Consider the following 23,063-nt stretch of genomic DNA (forward strand, 5'->3'; position numbering starts at 1 on the left):
GGCAGACGTAAAACGGCAGCGAGAATCCGACCGTAATGCTTGCCATCGTCCTCGGAGACACCCCGCTCCTGGTTGATAAAGGTTTCGAGGGCAGGTCTCCTGGCTTTCGGGTCGCCGTTTCGGTTCGGCCTTCCCGGACTCGCGTCCAGTGGCACGGATTGAACCTCAACTCGCCGATTACAGTTGCGGGGGCAGCTCCGGCTTATAGACGATCATGCGAACAGCACGCCAACGCCAACCGGATTCCCTTTTAATCCCCTTCGGGGGGAACCGTCTTGGCCATGCAGTTTAGGGATGCTTGGCAGACATGTCAAGCCTAAAATCACTAGATGTAGTTTTGTCTTGATAGATCATAAACTATATATTGTGTTGATATTGATAGATCGATCTAAGCGGTTTCGTCGAAATTCATAATAAATTGGAAAATGACTTTCTAAACCAGCTTACTTTTTCCTTTTCTCTGTAGCAGGATTGCCAGCCGATTCCACCCTTGCCTAAACTAACAAAAACTAAAACTTTGGAGTGAGGTTATGGGTTTGCGGATTGTTTTTCTTCTACTGTTCGGCCAGTCGCTTATGCTTGGCCCGGCTCTGTGCCAAGCAGCCGAATTCAGTCGCGAACAAGTCGTGGCGATGGTTGGCGAAGCCCTAATCCAGCCGCCGAAACTGACCAATAAGGACCTTTCAGGGCTTGATCTGTCCGGCGTGGACTTTAAAAGCGCCGATTTGTTTTCCGCCAATCTGGAGGGTTGCAATCTGGATCAGGCCAACCTGCACGGAGCCAATTTGAACCGGGCGCAACTGCGCAAGGCAACATTGAAAAAGGCGAATTTGTCCAACGCCAGTTTGTACGCCGTAGTACTGGAAAATGCCGACTTGTCGGAGGCTAATTTGACCGGCAGCCGCATCATCGGCGTGTTGAACGGCGTCAATCTCAGCCATGCCAACCTGGCCGGCGCCGATCTCGGTGCCGACATGACCAATCAAGGCATGGCGCCTGCCCGTACCGAAATGAACAACGCCGTGTTGACCGGAGCCGACCTGAGTGGCGCCAATTTGACCCATGTCATTCTGTCCTATGCCAAGCTACAGCAGGCCAATTTGCGCAACGCGCGCTTGCAGTGGGCGGATCTGTCCGGCGCCAACTTGAACGGCGCCGATGTGGCCGAGGCCGACTTTCGCCATGCCAATCTGGATGGCGCCGGCTTGAACAATGTGAGGGGAATGGAGTCGGCTCAGGGCCTGAAAAGCGGGAAATAAAGCATCGAAAAGGCAGTGCGACGTCATTTCAGACCAACGCACCGCCTTTGCTTGAAAGGATATTATTCCTTGCCGATTTGATAGATTTCGCTATTGTCTTCGACGATCCTGCCGGACGTCGCATCGACTTCCACTTTCTGTTCCGCGCCGTCTTTGCCTTTGATGTCGAACTCGTATGACGCGGCGCCGTCGGGTTCGATTTCATACTCCACTTCGACTATCGTACCGGAATGAGCGGCTAAAGCGGTTTTGCGGGCGGCCTTCTCGCCGACTTTCAGCTTGGCTTTAAACAAGGGGTCTTTGGCATTTTTGACCTCCTGTTCGATTTCGCTGATCTTGCCGGTTTTGGTGTCGCATTCAATGTCCCAAGCCTTGCCGTCCGGTGTTTCGATGTCGAATTCGTAGGTGGGCACGCCGTTTTCGGTTTTCAATTCGACTTTGACCACGTCGCCGTTTTTCTCGGCCAACGCCGCATGCATACATTGCTCGATGCTGAAATCGGTTTTCGGATATTCCGCATGGGCGATGCCGCTGGTGGCTCCCGCAAGTAGTGCAATTGGTAGAAATGATAAATAGGTATTCGCTTTCATAATGATGTCCTCAGGCCGGGATCAAAAAACCGGGAAGGAAAATATCTGTGCGTGAGGCTAAACGAGCGATCAACGACCCCAGAAATTTCTATCCCGTTGCGATAAGCCTACCACATCGGCTAATACAGCAGAGCCATGCCAGATCAAACTTGCAACAGAAATTGTTTTTGGAGATGAGGAAAGAACATGGTCACTGCGGCGTAAATCAAACCCTGGGGTTTGGCTTAGCCTCCGGCGACTGGCCTCATGATTACGTTTTTGTTACACGATAACCAACTGTCCTAGATCGGCCAGAACAGCAGCGTAAGCACCGATAAGCCCAGCCAGAAACCAATTTCGTATGTTTCTGTTATTGGCTGGATTTTTTTCAACGCGCCGTAGGTGTGGACTAGCACCATGAGCATCCAGCAAGTCAGCAGAAACTGGAAATAAAAAATCTGAACAGCCGGATCGCTGGCTGCTCTAATGCCAAAGCTACCGATCACAAAAGCCACGCATCCCAAACATCGACCGTAATAAACGCATAAATTGGTTTCGCTTGGGATAGGCCACCTTAACGTTTTCGCCCAATGAACAGGCCAGATCGCCATGGGGATGCCAAAAATCAATAAGGTCAAGCTGCCAATGACGAGAAGAAACAAATCCGAATAGCTACCCCAAAGTCCTATCATGTTGGTTTTGTCCCATGACTCATACATAGTGGATTGGAAGGCGGATTATTTGCCAGACTTTGACAACTCGGCACAGCCGACCGTCGCGTCTGCTCCAGCCTCGGTATAGCAGGCGCTGAGTTTGTTTGTCCCCAAAATACGACCCTGATTGTAGCCTTTACTATCGCTTGACACCCAGGTGAACGAGGTATTGTCAGGATAGATGACACCGAAGAATTGTTTGGTACCATCCATATAGGTGAAATGTCCTTTGAATATCCGGCCGTTTTGTTCGGTTATTTCAATCGTCTTGATCCAGCTTGCGTAACCTTTTTTTTCTGAATAGGTTTTGTTTTCGCCAGACCAATTTCCAACCAGATTAGGGATGGGATCGTCATTTGGAGTCGCTAAACAAGCATTGGCATTCACTAACGCCGTTACCACAGCAACCATCGGCAATAAACCGGCCTTGGATTTAATAAATTTGAACATAAACATTTTCTCGGTTGTAAATGGGGTAAGTGAGAAATACCATTCATAAGCTACCGGCTTTTTGCGGTGCAAGAAATGGATGCCTGTCGGCTGAAGCCGCTCTCTGTCGCAAAAGCAGCAATGAGCTTGTAAACAACTTTTTCGAGTGTAGATTCGTCGCAAGAACGGTGTCAATTCGAAGGATTGGAAAAGGAAAATTGAATGGTGCCAACAAGAATTATTCCCTCATTCCGACAAGCGTTGCCGGTATCTAGCTAATCCGGTTGAACGGGCTGTCGCCTCCAATGGTGCGAATGAAGGGCGACAGTTGCTTCATGATGCGTTTAAGCAGATGAGGAAAACGGTCGCGTTCATAGAAAAATATCTTGTTGCGCAGCAGCGCGTAAAAATAATATGCCGGTACGGCGATGATCAAACCCCACATGGTGGTAATCAGCGATTTGTCGATTGCCGAAACCAACGCCGACATGTCGCGCTTGCCGACCACCGAGAACTGCTCGAAAGTACCCATGATACCAACGGTGGTGCCCAATACGCCGATCAACGGCGCGATCACGTAGGCGGTGGATAGCGAGGACAACGATTGGTACAAACGATCCGACATGTCATCTATAGGTGTGGGATTGACGTCGGGATGAGTCGGTTCGCCGCGTTCGCCGGCCTCGATATAGTCCAAAATCACGCGGGCCAGCGGCGAGGATTGCGCGGGCAACCGCTCGCGGAATTCGTCGAATGCCTGCTGATCGTGAATGGAGCCAGCCGTTTCGATCAGTTCGCCAGGCATCACCCGCGAGGAACGCAGGTCCAAAAACCGTTGCACGATAATGCCCAAAGTAACAATGGACAGCGGCAGCAGGGCCAACATCGTGATGCCGCCTTGAAGTACATATTCATCAAAATAATTTTCGGAAAATTCCATGGTGTTTGTTCTTGATTAACTGGAGGATGGTAAAGTCGGCTTGATGGTCTCGATTTTGACCTTGTCGATTCCGTTGACGCGGCAAGCGCCGAGCACGTCGATTGTGGCTTGCAAATCGCTGGCCAGGTCGCCACGAACGACAACGTTCTCGATGGGCAGGCCGCTAGCCTTTTTTTCCGCTAGCCAATGCGCCAGTTCGTTCGATTCAAGCTTGCTGCCATCAACCAGGAGTTCATTCTCCTTGGTGATGAAGATCATTAAAACCTGGCGTTCAGTGGTTTGCGATTCGGTATATTCGCTGACCGGCACTTGAACATCAATGGCATCGAAAACCGCCAATTCGGTGGCGAACACGAAAAACAGCAGGATGTTCAATATCAAATCCAAAAAGGCGTTCAAGGAAATATCCGGTTGATGGGTCCATCGGGAAGTGCGTCGGGGGCGGGTTCTCATGTTGTTCTGGATTGATCCAAGGAGTTGTCGATTGACGAGACCTATGTTGCAATGAAATAAGCGTTGGATTATATGCGGTATCTGAACCGGCTATTTCCTTTTCAGCCAGTCAGTATTGAGAACACGATGTTTTGAATACCTTGCGACGAGTGCCGATCATAAAAACGAACCGAAAATCCAATCTTGGACTGGCTGTTTCGCTCAGCTTTCACGCCCTTTTGTTTGGTGCGCTGCTCAGTATCAGCAACGGTCGCCAAGAACCCATCCAGTCGCCGCAAGTCATCGAGGTGGCCACGCTGTTGCTACAACAACCGCCAGCCAAGCTTGAACTGCCGGCAGCAGCTCATAATCCTGCTTCGGCGCCCCCGCCAGACGTCGAACGAGTGAAAACGCCACCGCAGCCGGTCAGCAAGTCCAAGGAGAAGCCCAAACCGAAACCCAAAAACAAGCCGCGCGAACAACCGGTCGTCGGCAACGATAATCCGGTCGTAGAACCAGCCGATACCGTGGGAAGTTTGTCGGCTAGCAATGAAGCTGGAACGTCCGTAGGTGCAGGCAGTGGCGGTGGGAAAGCTGGGAACGCAGGCAGTGGCCCATCCGGTGACGGGCAATATGTGCCAGCGGATTACAGCTCCGCCGCATTGCGTAACCCGCCAACGTACTACCCGCTCATGGCCGTGCAACGAGGATTGCAGGGCACCGTAAAATTGCGGATACAGGTTTTGGCCAACGGACGGGCCGCTGAAATCCAAATTGAGGAGAGCAGCGGTCACGAGTTACTGGATCGTGCCGCGTTGGAACAGGTGAGAGAGTGGCGCTTTTTACCCGCCCGCCGTGGGGATCAGGCCATTACCAGTTGGGTCGTGGTGCCAATAAAATTCAGAATTGAGCGTGAACGAAGATGAGTTAGCCTGGTAAGGTACGCACCGCGTACCTTTTGGCTTTCGATACCATGATGACCTTCTAATGGTACGCGATGCGTACCCTACATCTCAAATCGATAAGCGGACCACCAACCATCGACGTAATTATCCAAGGTTTGGGAATACGTGAAATCAAATTTTTATGATCATGACCAAGCACAAAAATATGAGCCAAACTAATGATAACTGCAATAAATCCAACGCACTGAGTACTGCGGAACTGGCGGAGTTAATAGTGGATGCACTTTTGCACGGAGGTGTGCTTCGTAAAGACGACATTAATCGCGCGCTTGAGTTTGTCTCGGAAGAAATCGATGCGCGTAAAGCCGTGGGGGACTATTAAAAAATACATTCAAAGCGCGTAAGGCTAATTAGAGCTTGCTCAGAAGAAGTGTCAAGGCATATCACTATATGTAGTGACGAAAAAAGGCGAACAAAACTAGATATTGCACTCGCATTGGTCAATCAGGCATGCCTCGATTTCAGTGATCACGCGACCAAAAACGTAATCAAACAATTACCTTGGTGTTTTCAGGTGTAATTCAGGTATCCCTGTTAACTTGCCATTGTACGTTGCGCAAGCACCGAACAATGTACCCATTGCAAGCTTAATGCTACTTAACGAAGCATCAACTTCTTGTGTAGCAATGGATTTTTCTTACTCAATCAAATAAAACAATATGACACCGAAAAATTTTATAACAGCACTCATTTTCTCCGTTCTCTCACTGAATGTTTACGCCGCAGGATCGGCAATGAACGAAGACTTTAGCAACCTGATTGCGTTATCGAAAAACGCAATCGACGCGGGCAAGGCCAATGACTCGGCGGCATTTTTGGATAAAGTCACTGTCGCTGTTGATACTTACAAGGTTCAAGAAGAGGCCAGTAAAAGTTACTCGATTCATTTACCCCGTGCCGGCAAACAACTCAAGGCAGCGTTGAAAACGGCTAAGGCCGGGAACATCGCAGAAGGCGTGACCGACTTGGAAAACGCTATTGACGAAATGCAGAAGAAATAATCCAATTTCAATAATAAATCCCGAAGCGCATTGATCAGACGATGCGCTTCGCCTCAACCGCCACAGCCATCGCGGCGTGTTCCACTAACCAGCGTAAATACTCCAGCTCGGCGTCCTCGTGCCGGCACGCCAGATACATGGTCTTGGTTATGGGTAGACCCGCAAAACGTAAGCCGGTTAGACCGAGTTTGGCAGATTTGTCGGCCAGTAGCCATTCCGGCAGCAAACAGACGCCGCGGCCGGCGGCGGCCAGTTGCAGCATGATGTCGGTTTCCTCGACTTGCAGATGCGCGGCGGGCTCAATGCCGGCCGGTTGCAGCACCTTGCGGAACATGTCCAGCCGTTCGCGGGCTACCGGGTAGGTCAACACGGTTTCGCTGCGCAGGTCGACGGGTGCGATTTTGGCACGGCCAGCCAGCGGGTGGCTGTCGGCCACGATCAACACCAACTCAAAATCAAACAGCGGCTGGTAACTCAACAGGCCGTTATCGACCGGGTCGGAGGTCAGCACCGCATCCAGTTTGTATTGGCGGATGGCTTCGAACGATTCGAAGCGGTAACGCGAGGTGACTTCGACCGTCAAATCAGGCCAAGCGCGCAGATAGGGTTGCAGAATGTTGCGGAACCATTCGTAACAGGCGTGGCATTCGATGCCGATGGTCAATTTGCCGGTTTTGCCTTTGGCCAGTTGCGCCAAGTGGTTTTCCGCTGAATCGACGGTGGCGATCACCGACTCGGCCACCTCGGATAAATAGCGCCCGGCCTGGCTCAACACCAGCGAACGGCCCTGTTTGTACCACAGCATCGCGCCCAAGCGTTGCTCCAGGTTTTTGATTTGATGCGACAACGCCGATTGGGTCAGATTCAGGGTTTCGGCGGCGGCGCTGAGTGTGCCGTGGCGTTTTAACGCCAGCAGGATGCGCAAGTGGATCAATTCCATATTGATGAATATGCCTCATGGATCAATGAAGAATCATCGATTATCTTCATTCTATTGTCTGTTTACAATGTTTTATGTGTCAAACATTCAATAGAAAGGACTTACTCATGACGAAAATTCACAATTTAGGTTTCCCCCGGATCGGTGCCAAGCGCGAGCTAAAGTTTGCTTTGGAAGCTTACTGGAAAGGCGAGTCCTCGCGAGACGATCTGAAAACGCTTGGCCGACAGTTACGCCAGCGCCATTGGCAACTGCAAACCGAACTCGATCTAGTGCCGGTCGGCGACTTCGCTTTTTACGACCAAGTGCTAGACATGAGCTTTACCTTGGGCAACTTGCCCGAACGGGTGCAAGATTTCCACGGCGATGCCCTGGACAATTACTTCCGCGTCTCTCGTGGCCGTTCAGCGCAATCCGCCAGCGATGCTCAGTGCTGCGGGGGCGTAGCCGCCGGCGAAATGACCAAATGGTTCGATACCAACTACCACTACATCGTGCCCGAATTCACCGCTGCCACCGAATTCAAGCTGGATGCGTCCAGCTTGCTGGAACAACTGGCGGAAGCCAAGGCCCAGGGTGTCACCGCTAAGCCGGTGATTATCGGCCCAGTCACTTATCTGTGGTTAGGCAAGGCCAAGGACGATTCCAACAAGCTCGCGCTATTGCCTAATTTGCTGCCGGTTTACGCCGAATTGCTCGAAACGCTCGCCGCTCAAGGCGTTGAATGGGTACAGATCGACGAACCGATTCTGGTCACAGAACTGGATGCCGAGTGGCAAAATGCTTTCAATATCGCCTACCACCACTTGCAAGATAGCCGCGTCAAATTATTGTTGGCAACTTATTTTGGCCAACTGGCGGAAAACCGCAGTCTCGCCGCCAATTTACCGGTGGCCGGCCTGCATGTCGATGCCGTCAACGGCCGCGACGACATCGAGCCGCTGATTATTCGATTATCAGCGGACAAGGTGTTGTCGCTGGGCGTGATCAACGGCCGCAATATCTGGAAGACCGATCTCAACGCCGTGCTGGATTGGCTTGAACCGATCGCTCAACAACTGGGCGAACGCCTGTGGCTTGCGCCGTCGTGCTCCCTGCTGCACGTGCCGGTCGATCTGGACAGCGAGCAGAAACTCGACGCTGAAATCAAATCCTGGCTGGCCTTTGCCAAGCAGAAACTCGGCGAACTGCAAGTGCTGGCCACGGCTCTGAACCGGGGGCGCGATGCGGTCAAAGCCGAACTGGACGCCAATCGCGCCGCCATCGAGGCGCGCCGCAACTCATCGCGGGTCAACAATCCAGCGGTCAAGGCCGCTTTAGGCAAGATCGACGCAAAACTCGGCCAGCGCCAGAGCTCTTATGCGCAACGCGCGCTCAAGCAGGCGGCGTTGCTGAAACTGCCCAAGTTCCCCACCACCACCATCGGCTCGTTTCCACAGACTGCCGAAATTCGCCTGGCACGTAGCCAGTTCAAGTCCGGTAAACTGGATGCAGTCGGTTATCAAACCGCGATGCAAGCCGAAATCGCCCGTTGCGTGCGCGAACAGGAAGCGCTCGGACTGGACGTGTTCGTGCATGGCGAAGCCGAGCGTAACGACATGGTGGAATACTTCGGCGAGCAACTTGACGGCTACGCCTTCAGCCAGTCTGGCTGGGTGCAGTCTTACGGCTCGCGCTGCGTCAAACCGCCCATCCTGTTCGGCGACATCAGCCGTCCGCAGCCGATGACCGTCGAATGGATCAGTTACGCCCAATCGCTGACCGACAAGCCCATGAAAGGCATGCTGACCGGGCCGGTGACCATCCTGAATTGGTCGTTCGTTCGCGACGATCAACCTCGCTCGGTCACCTGCAAGCAACTGGCGCTGGCTATCCGCGAGGAGGTGCTGGATCTGGAGAAGGCAGGGATTGGCGTGATACAAATCGACGAGGCGGCCTTGCGCGAAGGCTTGCCGCTACGCCAATCGCAATGGCAGGCGTATCTGGATTGGGCGGTGGAATCGTTCCGTATCACGGCTAACGGCGTGGCGGATGAGACGCAGATTCACACCCACATGTGCTATTCCGAGTTCAACGACATCATCGCTGCCATCGCCGATATGGATGCCGACGCCATCACCATCGAGACCTCGCGTTCCGACATGGAGTTGCTGGATGCGTTCGAGCATTTCAACTACCCGAACGGCATTGGCCCCGGCGTGTACGACATCCATTCGCCCAATATCCCGAGCGAACAGCATATCGTGGCACTGATGCACAAGGCCGCCGAGCGCGTTCCGGCCGAACAACTGTGGGTCAATCCGGATTGCGGCCTGAAAACCCGCCAGTGGGCTGAGGTGATACCAGCGCTGACCAACATGGTGGCCGCAGCTAAAACCTTGCGCGCGACTTTGGACTGTTCCACCTCGTTTAGTGTCGATAGTCGATGAACATTTCGTTTGAAATCGTCCCCAGAACCTTGGACGCCTTTGAAAAACAATATGCGTTTGTGCAGAGTCTGAATGACTGCATTAATATCATCAATGTACCGGATATCCAGCGCTTCGATATGCGCAGTTGGGAACTGGCGAGGCATGTCGATCGGAACCAATACCGGTTTATTCCGCATTTCCGGGCCATCGATTTCAAAATCGAAAGCGGCGAGCTGTATCGCATTATTGAAGGTTATCAGCTCGACAACGTGTTACTGGTGACCGGCGACCCGCCGGAAGGCCTGAAACGCAGCTATTGCAATACCGACGTGGTAGACCTGATCCGGGCGGTACGCAGGCGCTTTCCGAAACTGAACATCTATGCCGGGTTTGATCCGCATCGACAAGGCTTGCAACACGAATGCCATTATATCCAGCGCAAGGCCGATGCCGGCGCCAACGGTTTTTTTTCGCAACCGTTCTACGATCATCGGCTGGTGGAACTGTTTGCCGAACACATGGACGGCCTGGAAACCTATATCGGTATCAGCCCGGTGGTGACGTCGGCCTCGCAGAATTATTGGGAAGTGAAGAATCATGTCAAATTTCCCAAGCATTTCCGGCCAGATTACGATTGGAATGTCGAGTTCGCCAACCGGCTGATCGGCTCGGCGGCGGAGAACGGTTGGCATGTGTATTTCATGCCGATCAAGGTGGATTTGCCTAAATATTTCCAGCGCATCCGCTTGGTCAAGCCGGTGCCAGCGTCCTTAATCGGAAGATGTGAGCGGTTCATATGACGTCCTCTTCGGGCACGCATAAAAATGGCAGAGCACATTCTGTTTCTGACCGGCAAATTGGCCGAAAAGCAGCTGCGCAGAACCATCGAAGACATGGCACCGGATTTCGACTATACCGTGCATGTCCTCGGTATTACGGTGGCTGCGCTGATGACCGCCGACATGATAAAACGCCGTTTGACCGACACCTTTGGTGCCGACCGGATTCTGGTTCCCGGCCGCTGCCGAGGTGATTTAGACGCTTTATCTCAAGAACTTGGCATACCCGTTGAACGAGGACCGGAGGAGCTGAACGATTTGCCGGAATTCTTTGGCAAAGCGCGAAAACGTCCGGACCTGAGCCGTTATGAACTGCTTATCTTTGGCGAGGTTGTCGAAGCGCCTCACATGGATGTCCCGGCCATCATTCGCCGCGCCGAGGCTTACCGGCGTGACGGTGCGGATGTCATTGATCTGGGGTGTTTGCCGGCGACGCCGTTTCCCCATTTGGCCGACGCCATCAAGGCGTTGAAGAGCGAAGGTTTTTTAGTTAGCGTCGATTCGCTTGATCCTGAGAATTTATTGTTGGCGGGACGCGCGGGTGCTGATTTTCTGTTGAGCCTGAATGAAGAAACGCTCTGGATTGCCGATGAGGTGGCTTCGACCCCAGTGCTGATTTCCACACCGCACGCCGATCTGGATTCGCTCGACCGCGTTATCGCCAAAATGCAGGTCAAGGGTCGGCCGTTCATCGTCGATCCCATTCTCGACCCCATCCATTTTGGCTTCACCGATTCCATAGTCCGCTACCACGACGTACGGCGGCGGCATCCGGACGTGGAAATCATGATGGGTGTGGGTAATCTCACCGAACTGACCCATGCCGATACCGCCGGGATGAACGCCATGCTGTTGGGTATTTGTTCTGAGCTGCACGTTCGCCACATTCTGGCGACGCAAGTGAGTAAGCATGCCTGCAAGGCCATCAAGGAAGCCGATCTGGCCCGTCGTATCATGCTGGCTGCACGGGAAAGCAACCGATTGCCGAAGCATATTGATGATGGCTTGATGGCGCTGCATGAACGGGCACCGTTTCTATTGTCGCTGGCGGAAATACAGGAATTACAGGCCGCTATCCGTGACCCCAGTTTTCGCATCATGATTTCCGCCGAAGGAATTCATATCTTCAATCGTGACGGTTTATGGTCAGACAACGACCCCTTTGCCTTATATCCGTATTTGGGCATCGAAAACGATAGCGGGCATGCTTTTTATCTGGGCGTCGAACTCGCGAGAGCACAAATCGCCCAGGAACTCGGCAAGCGCTACGCCCAGGATCAACCGCTCAATTGGGGCGTCCATAGCCGGGTCGCTGAAGACGCGCCCGCCGATCCCAATTGTTACACGCCTCAAGGACAACCTTGAAAGCATCGCCGTCGTCGCCTTGCTCTACGCCGGGACTGGATTTACGTGAGCGAGTGTCCCATTCAAGAAACCGTTTTCCATTGATAAAGGACTAACAATCTTGCTATCAAATAATTTCAGACGCCATTGGTTAGGTCGATCTTAGGGCAGAGACCGATAGCTCAAAGCCAGTATCAATTTCAAACTTTTTCGCTCGATTGACGAAATCTCAATAATTATCGCGATTTCGAAAACGACCTCCCGAAAATTCTCTTCACAATAATGACCATCCCAACCGGAGGTCATTATGGAACCCGTTGCCATCCCCCAATCGATAGACGATCCCATCCACATTCTACTGTGGAGCGCTGACGAGATCGTACCCTTCATGGTCAGCATGCTCACCGGCATGTTGATCGATCAGTTCATTCCTGGCTTAGCGCTCGGGTTGATTTCACTCAAATTTTACCGGCGTTTTCGGGACAATCGGCCTGACGGCTACACATTGCATGCGCTGTATTGGCTTGGTTTGTTGCCCAGTCGCGCGCAGACCATCCCCAATCCCTACATCCGCCGGTTCCTGCCATGAGATGGTCGGATTTTCTGCAGACCTGGGACGGGCACGAGACCGAAAACAGGTTTAGCCGCGTCATCATTATTGGTTTACTCGTGATTTGCGTGATTACTTCGCTGGCCGCCTGGCGCACCGAACGCAGCATCATTCTGGTGCCGCCGAGCTTGACGCAGGAAGTCGAAGTCACTCGCAGCCAAGCGTCCAGTGAGTTCAAGGAGTCCTGGGGCTTGTTCCTGGCCGAATTGCTTGGCAACACCACCCCAGCCAATGCTGATTTTCTGAAAACCGCCGTCGAGCCGCTTTTATCGCCGGATATTTACCGCAGTGTCCTGGATGCCATGAGCGATCAAATCAAGGCCATCAAAATGGATCGGGTCGCGATCAGTTTTACGCCGCGTCATGTCGATTACGAAGCCGAGACCAACAAAGTCTTCGTCAGCGGCGAACTGAAAAGCCAGGGCCCCAGTTCCAAACCGGACGTAAAGCTCCGTACCTACGAATTCATCATCGACATCAAAAATTATCGGCCCCGGCTGGAATACATCGACGTGTATCCAGATTCCCCCAGAACCCTGGCCCGTTTGAAAGCCACCCAAGACCAACCCCAAGAGGCTAAACCATGAAACGATTGATGCACCCCTGGTTATTACTTTCGCTCGCCAACGGTGCTTGGGCCGCCGATGAGTTACCGGTGACGGTATTACCGCCGGTCACCACCGTGGCCGAAGAGTCATCATCTCCATCACAGCCCGTTGCCACGTCTCAGCCGGATTTAGGCATCGAATTACCCCCGGTCGATGCCAGTGTATTGAAAGCCGCCAAACAACAAGCGGCGGCGTCAAACTCAGAATTTGCGACTTCCATCGGACCGCAACACATTGCAGTTAAACCCGGCATCAACGAACTGATGCCGATTGCCGTCGGTCACTTAAATCGCCTGGTCACGCCATTCGAGCATCCGGTAGTCACGACAACCAGTCAGGCCACCACCAGTACCAAAGGCAAAATCGTCTACGTCGCCACCGCCGACGAAACGCCGGTGACGTTATACATTACCCCTGGTGACAATCAGGACATTGCCTTGTCGCTGACCCTGATCCCCAAACGGATCCCCGCACGGGAAATCCATCTTGATTTGGATAGGGACAGCTATCAGTTGCTAAACCAATGGCAACGCACCGATGAGAGTCGCTCCTCCAACCAACAGGAACAAGCCTACATCAGTCAGCTTAAAACGTTGTTTCGAGACATAGGCTTACAAAAGACACCAGCCGGGTATTCACTACGCGAACCCAAGCCCCAAGAACAGATTCGCTGCCTGCAAGACCGTGTGCACATCAAAACCGGCCAAGTCCTGGAAAGCCAGGATCGGCTGATTCTGGTGGGGCTTGCCCAAAATACCGGCGGCGACATGCTCGAGTTTGACGAACGCAGCTGTGCAACGACGCAACAGGACGTACTCGCCGTTTCAGTTTGGCCCAACGTGGTATTGAAACCCCATGAAGCCACCGAGTTGTATGTCGTGGTCCGACAATCGTCAGAGGCGTCAGTCACTTTGCGTCCTTCATTATTGAACGGAGGGCAACGGTAATGGCCAGCGTCGAGTCCTGGTGGACACGCTTGAGTCCGGCAGCCAAACGCAATCTGGCCGTCGGCAGCATTGGTACCGTGCTGTTGGCGGTCATCATCGCATTGGCCACAGTTACCCCGGACGTCAACAAGCCACGCAGCAAACAGGCCACCATCCAACACATTCTGACCGATAGTGATCCGCGCTCGCTGGGTATCGACGGCATTTCCGCGCAATTACGTGATCTGCTGCAGAAAAACGACGAACAAGCCCGTCGGCTGACGGCCATCGAAGAACAACAACGGCGCGAGCAGCTATCCGACGAAATTCGTTTCAAACAATGGACCACCGCCGAGCGCGAAGCTTATGAAGCCAAGCTTCAAGCAGTCACCGGTGAAGTCGAGTCGTTGAAGAACAAATCGTCTACACCGACGTTAGCCGGAAATCCCAGTGATTCCAGTCAGCCTTTCATAGAACCAACAACACAGGGAAGACCCTACAACCGCCGCCCAAACAACTCGCCGTTCGACAACAGCCAAGACGATCTCAACCGCGTCTTCGAGCAAGCGGCTATTCCTGGACCGACACCGAGCAATACCGGCGTCTCGAGAGGACGAGCCAATAGCCAAGCGCCGGCGGCGATGCAGATTCGGATCATTCAGGAAGGTACTGGACAAACAGATAGCAAAGATACAGATGCAGCACCAACCTCTGATCGAGGTCGCTCGAACCGCGCTCACACCAACAGCGATGTCTTCATCCCGGCCGGCAGCATTTTAACCGGCGTATTGCTGAATGGTCTGGATGCGCCCACCGGCCGCAAAGCCAAGAAAGAACCGATGCCAGTACTGTTCCGGATCAAGAAGGAAGCGATTCTGCCTAACCGTTTCCATGCTGATGTCCGCGAGTGCTTTCTACTGGCCGCCGGCTTTGGCGATTTGAGTGCTGAGCGCGCCTACTTTCGCGGCGAGACCTTTTCCTGTGTGCGCCAAGACGGAGGTGTCATCGAAGTGCCGATGAATGCCTATGCCACTGGCGAGGACGGCAAAAACGGTGTGCGTGGTCGGGTGGTGTCCAAACAAGGTGCGCTGCTTGCCCAATCAATGATGGCTGGCTTTTTACGCGGCTTTTCCGATGCGTTCGGCCGTAACCAGATTCCGGTGCTGATGACCGGCGGCATCGGTGCGCTATCCGGTACCACACCGTTCCAAAACGCCTTTTCCTCGCAATCGATGGAAGGCGGTGCTTTGCGAGGCGCAGGTTTCGCCATGGAGCGACTATCGCATTTTTACATGGACATGGCCGAGGAGATTTATCCGGTCATCGAAGTCGATGCCACCCGCCAAGTCAACTTCATCGTGCAAAAAGGCACGGCGCTGAAGCTGAAAACACCGAGCTGATTTTTTAATTCTAACCCAAGGGTCGCTATGACATTACGCCAACTTTCTTTATTTCTGGTTTCGATACTCGGTACCTCGATTGCCCTGGCCGCCAATCCGCCCAAATCGCCGATGTCGGACATTGCAGCAGGCCTCATGTCGATCAAAATCGACGGCATGCAGGACTTGCCGATCTCAGGCCTGAAGATGGTCAAGTCCGGTGAGCAAACCGTATTTATTTCCAGTAACGGCCGCTTTGCGTTTTACGGCGGCAAATTGATGGACATTTGGACCCAGCAGGAAATCAAGGACCTGGCCGATATCGACAAAATCGCCATCCGCATCGACCTATCGCGGATGAAACTCAAACCTGACGATCTGGGCGCGGTGACCGTCGGCCACGGCAAAGGCCAAGTCCTGGTATTCATCGATCCGCGCTGCCCTTATTGCAGCAAGGTTATGAAAGACCTGCAAGCCTTGCAAGACCAGTACACCTTCAAACTGGTGATGGTCCCCATCCTCGGACCCGAATCGCAAAACATCGTCGTGCAACTGGCCTGTCAATGGGGATCCAGCGAATCCAAAGCCAAAGACGCCGTCCGCGACCGCTTGTTGAAACAGGATTACGCCGGTTTGCCGACTGAACCGCCTGCTCAGTGCGACAAGGAGCCGCTGCAGAAGGCTGTTGTCACCGCCAAGTTGTTCGATTTGAAGGGCGTGCCATTTCTGATCGCCCCGGATGGTCGCACCCACAGTGGCGCACCAGAGGTGTTAGCCGATTGGTTGGCCGACAAACCGAAACCGTCGCCCACTCTGGCAACGACACCTGACGCACAAAACCAAAACGCCAAGGAGAAAAAACCATGAAAGCCTTTAGTTCAATTAACCGTTTTGGCATCTCTGTTTTGCTGGCCACTATCGCTACCGGTTGCGCCACCACCGAATACGGCTGCAAAGGCATGCCGGACGAACCCAGCTGTCTGTCGACCACACAGGCTTACCAGGCCACTAATACGGCGATAACGGAGGCGCCTCCGGAAAATAACCCCAATTCGGAGACAACCTCATCAACGGCACTCGTACCGCCGTTACAGCAACCCGTGCCCAAGATCGACGATCCCACACCGATTCGTACACCCTCACAGGTCATGCGCATCTGGATCGCGCCTTGGGAAGATGCCGATGGCGATTTGATGGTGTCCAATTACGTTTACACCGAACTGGAACCGCGGCGTTGGATGATCGGCAAAGCAGCGCCAACTAAAAGCGCGTCGTTGATCCCCTTGCAAGTCGAACAACGTCCACCGGAAAAGCGATCCAGCGTCGATACCGTTGAAGACGAGAGTCCAGTGAATCGATTGGGCAAACCATTGCCATGATGGGGTAACCCATTTAACCGCAGGTCCCACACCCCCTGCGAGACTGAGCGGGTAACCGCTTAAACCCTGCTGGACTGAACGTCCGAGATTCGACGGGCAACCGTCTTTTAACCTGAAATGAGGATACTTTTGATGAAAACGTCATATCGAAGCGGGGTCTTAGTGACCCTGGCATCGTTATTTTTTATGTTGATGGCTTCCGACGTTATGGCCGGTACCGCCGGTACCGAGTTCAGTACCGTTTGGAGCTTGCTGACCGGCTGGGTGGAAGGCTTGCTTGGCCGGATCATCGCCATCGTGTTCGTCATCGTCGGCCTGGTCGCCGGTGTCGTGCGCGGCAGCATCATGGGCTTTGTATTAGGCATTGCCAGCGGCGTCGGCCTGTTTGCGGCACCGACCATTATCACCAACATCGTCACCGCCACCATTTAGGCCACACCACGATGACCGGTTCAAGTATTGATACCGAGACTGCGGCGGGCAACCGCCGCCCTTGCCAACCGACCAAGACCACGCGCAGCGTCAAGGTCCAAGCTGCCAATGGCAAGCTAATTTACCCCTGCCATCCAGCCAGAGCCAGACAATTGAAACGCCAAAAGCGTGCGGTTCGCGTTTGCCGGCATCCCTTTACGATTCGCCTGCAAGCCGAACATCAAACCGAAGCCATACACCACCTGTATTTCGAGGATCAGACCCCATGACTACCGCGCAACGCCCCCGTGCTGATCAACTGTTCACGGTACTGGCTTATGAATATGACCATCATCTGTTCCTGATGGCCGATAGCAGCATAGGCTTTGGTTTTCTTTGTCGGCCGATGACGGGTGCCGACGCTAGCGTGTCGGCGCGGGTCAATGTGTTGCTCAATCAGGACTGGCCGCCTGACACCTTGTTACAGGTCAGCCTCTGGACCTCGCCGGATATTGAGGAAGCGCTGGCGATCATGCAGACCCGACGTCTGAAACAGCAAAAGCCAACCTATAAAACAATGACTCAGGCCAGCGTCGATTTTCTGCGGCGAGGCACAACCAAAGCCCCGGAAGCAATTTCAGGGGCACGCCTACGACGCAGTCACATTCTGGTCACGATCAAACTGCCGATGGCCTATCCAAGACCCAGTGAACAAGACATTCGTCGTGCCAGCGAATTGCAAATGGCCACCCAGCAATCGCTGTCGACCATCGGCCTGTATCCGGAACTATTGGACGCCGATCAGTATGTCCGTATCCTGAACACGATTCTCAACTGGCAGCCCGATGCCGGCTGGAAAGACCGAGTCGTGCCCGAGTGCGATCCGACCCAACTGATCCGCGACCAATTGCTGGATTACGACAACGCGCTCGAACTCGATGAAAAAGGCCTGTGGCTGGGACAAAAACGCGTCAAGACGCTGTCCGCCAAACGCACCCCCGATTATTTTTACTTCGGCAGCGCCAAAAGCTATCTGGGCGACATTCTGTCGGGCACACGCGGCATTCGTCAAAATGCGTTGCTCAGTCTGACCTTGCATTATCCGGATGCCGAATCGACCCGTACCCGACAGGAAGGTGTCCGGCAATTCATCACCAACCAGGTCAATACGCCCATTGCCCGGTTTTTGCCGGTGTTGGTGCAGCGTAAACACCATTTCGACGTGTTGTTCGATGCCTACCGCGACGGCGACCGGCCGATTCGGGCCTATTTTGGGGTGCTGCTGTTTTGCGACGAAGCCGAAGAAGCCGCAGCGGTCTCCAATGCACGCGTTTATTTCCGGGAGCTGGGTTTTCAGCTGTTGGAAGACAAGTATTTCTGTCTGCCATTTTTCCTGAATTGTTTGCCGTTCGGTCCTGAACGCTCCGCGATTGCCGACCTGAAACGCTACCGTACTTTGGCCACCCGGCATGCGATTCCGTTATTACCGCTGTTCGGTGATTGGGCCGGCACCGGCACACCGACCTTGAACTTTGTTTCGCGTAACGGCGAACACATGGCGGTGTCGCTGTTTGATACCACCGGTAACTACAACCTGTGTATTGCTGCCGAATCCGGTAAAGGTAAGTCTTTCCTGACCAACGAAATCATCGTCAGCTATCTGACCGAAGGCGCGCAAATTTGGGCGATCGATGTGGGCCGTTCCTATGAAAACCTCTGCGAGGTGCTGGAAGGCGATTTCGTCAAATTCACACATGGCTCGAACATCTGTATGAACCCGTTCGAGATCGTGCAGAACTTCGAGGAAGAAGCCGATATGTTAGCGGGGTTAGTCAGCCAGATGGCGGCACCGACCGAGAAACTCACTGATTTCCAAACTGCGGGTCTCAAACGAATTTTGAAGCAACTCTGGACGGATAAAGCGCAGGCCATGTCCGTCGATGACATTGCAAAATGTCTGTGTGCTGAAACCGATCAACGCTTGAAGGATGTCGGCGAACAGTTGTTTCCCTTTACCACGAAAGGCGAATACGGCCGTTACTTCAATGGCCGCAACAACGCCAAATTTGCCAATGACTTTACCGTGCTGGAACTGGAAGAACTCAAAGGCCGCAAACATCTGCAGCAGGTGGTGTTACTACAACTGATCTACCAAATCCAGCAAGAAATGTATCTGGGCGAACGCAACCGACCGAAGATCGTCATCATCGACGAAGCCTGGGATCTGCTCACCGAAGGCGATGTCGCCAAGTTCATGGAACACGGCTATCGGCGGTTTCGCAAATACGGCGGTGCCGCAGTGACGATTACCCAGTCGGTGAACGATTTATACCGCAATGCGGCTGGTCGGGCCATTGTCGAGAACTCGGCCAATATGTACTTGCTCGGCCAGAAAGCTGAAGTCATCGAAGGCATGAAGCAGGATCGGCGATTGCCATTATCAGACGGTGGCTATGAGTTGCTCAAAACCGTGCATACCTTGCCCGGTGCCTATTCTGAAATCTTCTTCATCACCGAAATGGGTTCCGGTATTGGCCGGCTGATCGTCGATCCGTTCAAACGCATTCTGTTCTCCACCAAACCTGAAGATGTCAACGCCTTGAAGCAGTTGCGCCGGCAAGGCTTGAGCCTGGGTGATGCCATTCAACAACTCATCGACAACCGCAGCAGCAAACCCAGGGAGACTACCTATGGATCCTAAATCGCAATGGCTCAGCACCGTTTTCATTTCAGTCTGTCTGGGCGGCATCGGCGGCTGGCTGGCTGCGCAACAGCAATTACAACAGCCCATCGCTCGATTAAATATGGTCACACCGATGTTTGTACTTGACCGGGCCAAGCTGATTCAAAGCATTCCACCCAATGCCAGCCAGGAACACATGGCCAAGATCGTCGATGACTGGCAGGCTCAGGCCAAAAAGCTTAGTGATGCGGGTTATCTGGTCATTGATTCAACGGCAGTGGTGGCTGCACCGGAAGATGTCTATGTTCAGCATCAAACCCGGTAAGACTATGCGGTCCAATCATTCCAACATCGCTATCACCAGGACAACCACGACCAAGCAGAAACCCTATCAAACCCGAGCGGCATTACTGCGGTTCATCGTGAAAGCTTTACCGATTTTATTGCTGGTGTTGGCCGCTGAACGCTATATCGGTCAACGATTTTTAATCGGTGGCGACGACCAGGTCGACCGTTGTCTGCCGGATAAATGGGTGTATCTGATCGACACTCACAACAAGGACATCTGGCGCGGCGATTTGATTGCCTTTCGCGCCGAACGCATGGCGCCCTTTTTCAAGGATGGCCAGATCATCGTCAAAATCGCCGCCGGCGTCACCGGCGATACCATTCACGTTGATCCGCAGCACACCATAATCAACGGTGAACGGATCATCGACGGGCTGCCTTTGACGGAGAAACTCAAAAAACCTGCGACCCAATTCAAACGCCATGAAACCATTCCACCGGCCGCCTATTGGGTCACGGGGCAAACCGACAAAAGCTTCGATTCACGTTACTGGGGCTATGTCTACGATCATCAAGTGATTGGACGGGCCTATGCGTTGTTTTGATTGGTCTAAACATCCTTGGCGTCAAACGGTGGTCTGTTTGTTCTGTTGGTTCAGTATGCAAGTTGGGCAGGCGGAAGAAGCCTGGCTGCAACGTTCTCAGGCTATTTTGCAAGCCTTGGAAGGCCAGCCTCGCCCAGACTGGTTGAATGGCCAATCTGAACAGTTGGACGTGAAACGCCAGGCGCAACAAGTTTTCGAGGCCTCGCAAGCAATACGGTCGAATGGGCTAATCATGGAATCGCAAAATCCACAGTCGACAATCACTTCAAGCAAGCCTCTCACGCTGTTGTTCGTCTCGTTTTCACTGGGTGAGTCCGCGCTGAAAGGCATCTTTGAAGAGGCGGCAGGTCGGGATGATGTATTGCTCGTGTTTCGCGGCCCCAAGCCCGGCCAAAAACTACCGGCATTGATGGCCGACCTCAAACGCTTGCTGAAAGGCATCGACCCCATGCCCAACATCGTGATCGATCCCACCCGTTTTCAACGCTGGTCGGTGTCATCCGTACCGGACATTGTGATCGAACAAAACGGTAAATCCAAGCTACACGTTCGTGGTGTCAGCAGTCTGTCCTGGCTGGACGAGCAGATTAAAGCCGGCAAGCAGGGTGATTTGGGAACGATGGGCGATGTTGCTGATATTGTCGAAATCGACTTGCTTGAAGAGATCAAACGTCGGACGGCCGCCATCGACTGGAAACAAAAGCAGCAACAAGCCATCGCTCGGTTCTGGGATCAGCAAAAATTTGAAGTGCTACCAGTCGCGCAGGAGGATCGAGATCGAAGCGTGGACTTGACCATCACCGCCCCGCGCGATCTGACAGCACCGAATGGTCAACTGATCATCCGAGCCGGACAAACCGTCAACCCCTTGGACAAGATGCCGTTTGGCTTATGCCTGAAGGTGTTCGATGCCACGGTGTCGGCACAAGTTGAGCTGATTCAGCATCAGTCCTGCCACGACAAACAGGCCCGCGTGATGTATCTGGCCACGTCGTTGCCGCGTCAGTCCGGGTGGGACAGCTTGCAGCGTTTGGAAACTGCGCTGCAGGCCCCGGTGTATTTACTGACGCCGGATGTGCGAAGTCGTTTTCAATTACAGCAAGTACCGGCGATTGTCGAACAAGTCGGCAACCAGTTAGTGGTTCGTGAACGCAAGCTGCCTGTTTCAACAGCGGGAGCTAAATCATGAAGCGATTACAGCGGACGGCTATCATGGCCTTGGGTTTTTTATGGCTGTTGATCTCGGGTGTAACAGCGGCCGAAACCACTACCAATAGCGTCGACCCGTTGTGCTCGGATGCCGAACTGTGGTCCGGCAAGCTGATTACCGATATTTGTTGGAGCTGCTTGTTTCCGATTCGTGCAGCCGGGGCATCGCTGGGTGGCGGCAATGTGCCCAGTATTGCTACCGACGAGAAGTTCTGTTTCTGTACCGACAGTATGAACATTCCGGAACTCGGTATGACCATGGGCTTATGGAATCCGGCAAGACTAATCGAGATCGTCCGCAATCCCTGGTGTTCGCCTGCGCTGGGCGGGCATAAATTCAGTGCCTCGAACGTGCGTCTGATTGCCACCACTGGCAAGGCGGACTTCGATGCCAGCGAAATGTCGTTCTTCAATTATCACTATTTTGCTTTTCCGCTGACTATCCTGCTGGACCTGTTCTGGGATGGCCGCTGCAACAGCGATGGCTACCGGGATTTTGATTTGCTGTATGTCTCGGAACTCGATCCGACCTGGAATAACGATTTGTTGGCGTTTTTTACCAGTCCGGAAACGGCGTTGTTCGCCAATCCGGTAGCCATTTCCGCTTGTGTCGCCGATGCCGTGGCTGCAGCCACTGGCAATCCTTTGGATACGTTGTTCTGGTGTGCCGGTGCTTGGGGCCATATGTATCCCTTATCCGGCATTTCGCCGACCAGCTACGGCACCGATCCGCGCATCACCAGCTTTTTGGCCACGCGGGCGACGGCAGCTTTACATCGACGTGGGCTAGCCTGGAAAACGGCAGGTAACGATGCCTTGTGCGGCGGCTACATCTATCCCTTCATCCCCAAATCGCAATACCGGCTATCGATGTTTTATCCGGTCGCGGAAACCGACTCCAATCACGCTATTGGCGAAACTACTTTCAAATGGGGTGCGGGTCGCACTTATCCAGGACCGGGTGAAGATCATCTCTACCTCCTTTGGAGGTGGGTCGACTGTTGTCTATTCTAGGGAGAACTGTTCACGATGCATCAGTCTAACACATTGATTAAGAATACTAATGTGAGGTCAACCGTGAACAGAACACTCCTGAAAGCAAGTAGTATTAACCCGATCATAA

At 53.3% G+C, this 23,063-nt stretch carries 26 protein-coding genes and 1 riboswitch; of the genes, 20 read left to right on the top strand and 6 right to left on the bottom strand.

All coding sequences use genetic code 11. The features are described from left to right. Nucleotides 1-71: 71 nt before the first annotated feature. Nucleotides 72-290, bottom strand: a riboswitch (cobalamin riboswitch). A 285-nt stretch (nt 291-575) separates the two neighbouring features. Further along, nucleotides 576-1,259, top strand: a complete 684-nt coding sequence (locus M0R33_RS20435) for a pentapeptide repeat-containing protein (protein ID WP_292573686.1) — start codon at nt 576-578, stop codon at nt 1,257-1,259. A 62-nt stretch (nt 1,260-1,321) separates the two neighbouring features. On the opposite strand, the gene M0R33_RS20440 is transcribed toward M0R33_RS20435, so the two are convergent. The 5 genes from M0R33_RS20440 to M0R33_RS20460 all read right to left on the bottom strand — a co-directional run bounded on the left by M0R33_RS20440 (nt 1,322) and on the right by M0R33_RS20460 (nt 4,363). Then, nucleotides 1,322-1,849, bottom strand: coding sequence for a PepSY domain-containing protein (locus M0R33_RS20440; RefSeq protein WP_292573688.1), 528 nt, complete (start codon nt 1,847-1,849; stop codon nt 1,322-1,324). A 281-nt stretch (nt 1,850-2,130) separates the two neighbouring features. Beyond that, nucleotides 2,131-2,343, bottom strand: a complete 213-nt coding sequence (locus M0R33_RS20445) for a hypothetical protein (RefSeq protein ID WP_292573690.1) — start codon at nt 2,341-2,343, stop codon at nt 2,131-2,133. Between the two features lie 222 nt (nt 2,344-2,565). Next, complete coding sequence (locus M0R33_RS20450; RefSeq protein ID WP_292573692.1) at nt 2,566-3,063, bottom strand: hypothetical protein; 498 nt, start codon at nt 3,061-3,063, stop codon at nt 2,566-2,568. A gap of 178 nt (nt 3,064-3,241) precedes the next feature. Then, nucleotides 3,242-3,910 carry a MotA/TolQ/ExbB proton channel family protein gene (locus tag M0R33_RS20455; protein WP_292573694.1) on the bottom strand — a complete coding sequence of 223 codons (669 nt, stop codon included), beginning with the start codon at nt 3,908-3,910 and terminating at the stop codon, nt 3,242-3,244. A gap of 15 nt (nt 3,911-3,925) precedes the next feature. Continuing rightward, the gene (locus M0R33_RS20460; RefSeq protein WP_292573695.1) at nt 3,926-4,363 is read right to left on the bottom strand and encodes a biopolymer transporter ExbD; all 438 of its coding nucleotides are present in this window, start codon (nt 4,361-4,363) and stop codon (nt 3,926-3,928) included. A 131-nt stretch (nt 4,364-4,494) separates the two neighbouring features. Between M0R33_RS20460 and M0R33_RS20465 the strand changes: the two genes are divergently transcribed. The 3 genes from M0R33_RS20465 (at nt 4,495) to smbP (ending at nt 6,308) form a co-directional block, all read left to right on the top strand. Beyond that, nucleotides 4,495-5,268 (top strand): energy transducer TonB, encoded by a 774-nt coding sequence (locus M0R33_RS20465; protein ID WP_292573697.1) that lies wholly within the window; start codon nt 4,495-4,497, stop codon nt 5,266-5,268. Between the two features lie 184 nt (nt 5,269-5,452). Then, nucleotides 5,453-5,629, top strand: coding sequence for a hypothetical protein (locus tag M0R33_RS20470; RefSeq protein WP_292573699.1), 177 nt, complete (start codon nt 5,453-5,455; stop codon nt 5,627-5,629). A gap of 337 nt (nt 5,630-5,966) precedes the next feature. Then, complete coding sequence (smbP, locus tag M0R33_RS20475; RefSeq protein ID WP_292573701.1) at nt 5,967-6,308, top strand: small metal-binding protein SmbP; 342 nt, start codon at nt 5,967-5,969, stop codon at nt 6,306-6,308. A 34-nt stretch (nt 6,309-6,342) separates the two neighbouring features. Here smbP and M0R33_RS20480 read toward each other — a convergent pair whose 3' ends face one another. After that, nucleotides 6,343-7,248 carry a LysR family transcriptional regulator gene (locus M0R33_RS20480; protein ID WP_292573703.1) on the bottom strand — a complete coding sequence of 302 codons (906 nt, stop codon included), beginning with the start codon at nt 7,246-7,248 and terminating at the stop codon, nt 6,343-6,345. A 107-nt stretch (nt 7,249-7,355) separates the two neighbouring features. Between M0R33_RS20480 and metE the strand changes: the two genes are divergently transcribed. The 16 genes from metE (at nt 7,356) to M0R33_RS20560 (ending at nt 22,954) form a co-directional block, all read left to right on the top strand. Continuing rightward, complete coding sequence (gene metE / locus M0R33_RS20485) at nt 7,356-9,677, top strand: 5-methyltetrahydropteroyltriglutamate--homocysteine S-methyltransferase (protein WP_292573705.1); 2,322 nt, start codon at nt 7,356-7,358, stop codon at nt 9,675-9,677. Beyond that, a complete protein-coding gene (locus M0R33_RS20490) occupies nt 9,674-10,459 on the top strand; it encodes a methylenetetrahydrofolate reductase (protein WP_292573707.1) in 786 nt (261 codons plus the stop codon). Before metE ends, M0R33_RS20490 begins: the two co-directional genes overlap by 4 nt. Nucleotides 10,460-10,483: 24 nt before the next feature. Continuing rightward, complete coding sequence (locus M0R33_RS20495) at nt 10,484-11,863, top strand: DUF6513 domain-containing protein (protein WP_292573709.1); 1,380 nt, start codon at nt 10,484-10,486, stop codon at nt 11,861-11,863. 286 nt (nt 11,864-12,149) lie between these two features. Then, complete coding sequence (gene traL / locus M0R33_RS20500; RefSeq protein WP_292573711.1) at nt 12,150-12,431, top strand: type IV conjugative transfer system protein TraL; 282 nt, start codon at nt 12,150-12,152, stop codon at nt 12,429-12,431. Further along, nucleotides 12,428-13,039, top strand: a complete 612-nt coding sequence (locus M0R33_RS20505; protein ID WP_292573713.1) for a TraE/TraK family type IV conjugative transfer system protein — start codon at nt 12,428-12,430, stop codon at nt 13,037-13,039. Before traL ends, M0R33_RS20505 begins: the two co-directional genes overlap by 4 nt. Further along, the gene (locus tag M0R33_RS20510) at nt 13,036-14,007 is read left to right on the top strand and encodes a type-F conjugative transfer system secretin TraK (RefSeq protein ID WP_292573715.1); all 972 of its coding nucleotides are present in this window, start codon (nt 13,036-13,038) and stop codon (nt 14,005-14,007) included. Before M0R33_RS20505 ends, M0R33_RS20510 begins: the two co-directional genes overlap by 4 nt. Next, entirely contained in the window at nt 14,007-15,386 is a 1,380-nt protein-coding gene (locus M0R33_RS20515) for a TraB/VirB10 family protein (protein ID WP_292573717.1), read from the top strand. The genes M0R33_RS20510 and M0R33_RS20515 overlap by 1 nt, the downstream gene beginning before the upstream one ends. Before the next feature lie 27 nt (nt 15,387-15,413). Beyond that, complete coding sequence (locus M0R33_RS20520) at nt 15,414-16,232, top strand: DsbC family protein (protein ID WP_292573719.1); 819 nt, start codon at nt 15,414-15,416, stop codon at nt 16,230-16,232. Next, entirely contained in the window at nt 16,229-16,744 is a 516-nt protein-coding gene (locus M0R33_RS20525) for a TraV family lipoprotein (RefSeq protein ID WP_292573721.1), read from the top strand. Before M0R33_RS20520 ends, M0R33_RS20525 begins: the two co-directional genes overlap by 4 nt. A gap of 132 nt (nt 16,745-16,876) precedes the next feature. Continuing rightward, the gene (gene traA, locus M0R33_RS20530) at nt 16,877-17,176 is read left to right on the top strand and encodes a TraA family conjugative transfer protein (protein ID WP_292573723.1); all 300 of its coding nucleotides are present in this window, start codon (nt 16,877-16,879) and stop codon (nt 17,174-17,176) included. Nucleotides 17,177-17,187: 11 nt separating this feature from the next. Then, the gene (locus tag M0R33_RS20535) at nt 17,188-17,445 is read left to right on the top strand and encodes an RRXRR domain-containing protein (protein WP_292573725.1); all 258 of its coding nucleotides are present in this window, start codon (nt 17,188-17,190) and stop codon (nt 17,443-17,445) included. Further along, the gene (gene traC / locus M0R33_RS20540; RefSeq protein WP_292573727.1) at nt 17,442-19,856 is read left to right on the top strand and encodes a type IV secretion system protein TraC; all 2,415 of its coding nucleotides are present in this window, start codon (nt 17,442-17,444) and stop codon (nt 19,854-19,856) included. Before M0R33_RS20535 ends, traC begins: the two co-directional genes overlap by 4 nt. Next, nucleotides 19,846-20,163 (top strand): hypothetical protein, encoded by a 318-nt coding sequence (locus tag M0R33_RS20545; RefSeq protein ID WP_292573729.1) that lies wholly within the window; start codon nt 19,846-19,848, stop codon nt 20,161-20,163. The genes traC and M0R33_RS20545 overlap by 11 nt, the downstream gene beginning before the upstream one ends. 4 nt (nt 20,164-20,167) lie before the next feature. Continuing rightward, nucleotides 20,168-20,731 (top strand): signal peptidase I, encoded by a 564-nt coding sequence (gene lepB / locus M0R33_RS20550; protein WP_292573731.1) that lies wholly within the window; start codon nt 20,168-20,170, stop codon nt 20,729-20,731. Nucleotides 20,732-20,786: 55 nt separating this feature from the next. Beyond that, a complete protein-coding gene (locus M0R33_RS20555; protein WP_292573733.1) occupies nt 20,787-21,920 on the top strand; it encodes a TrbC family F-type conjugative pilus assembly protein in 1,134 nt (377 codons plus the stop codon). A 23-nt stretch (nt 21,921-21,943) separates the two neighbouring features. Next, nucleotides 21,944-22,954, top strand: a complete 1,011-nt coding sequence (locus tag M0R33_RS20560; protein ID WP_292573735.1) for a TraU family protein — start codon at nt 21,944-21,946, stop codon at nt 22,952-22,954. Nucleotides 22,955-23,063: the final 109 nt, after the last annotated feature.

Source organism: Methylomonas sp. (assembly GCF_023228165.1).
GTDB lineage: Bacteria > Pseudomonadota > Gammaproteobacteria > Methylococcales > Methylomonadaceae > Methylomonas.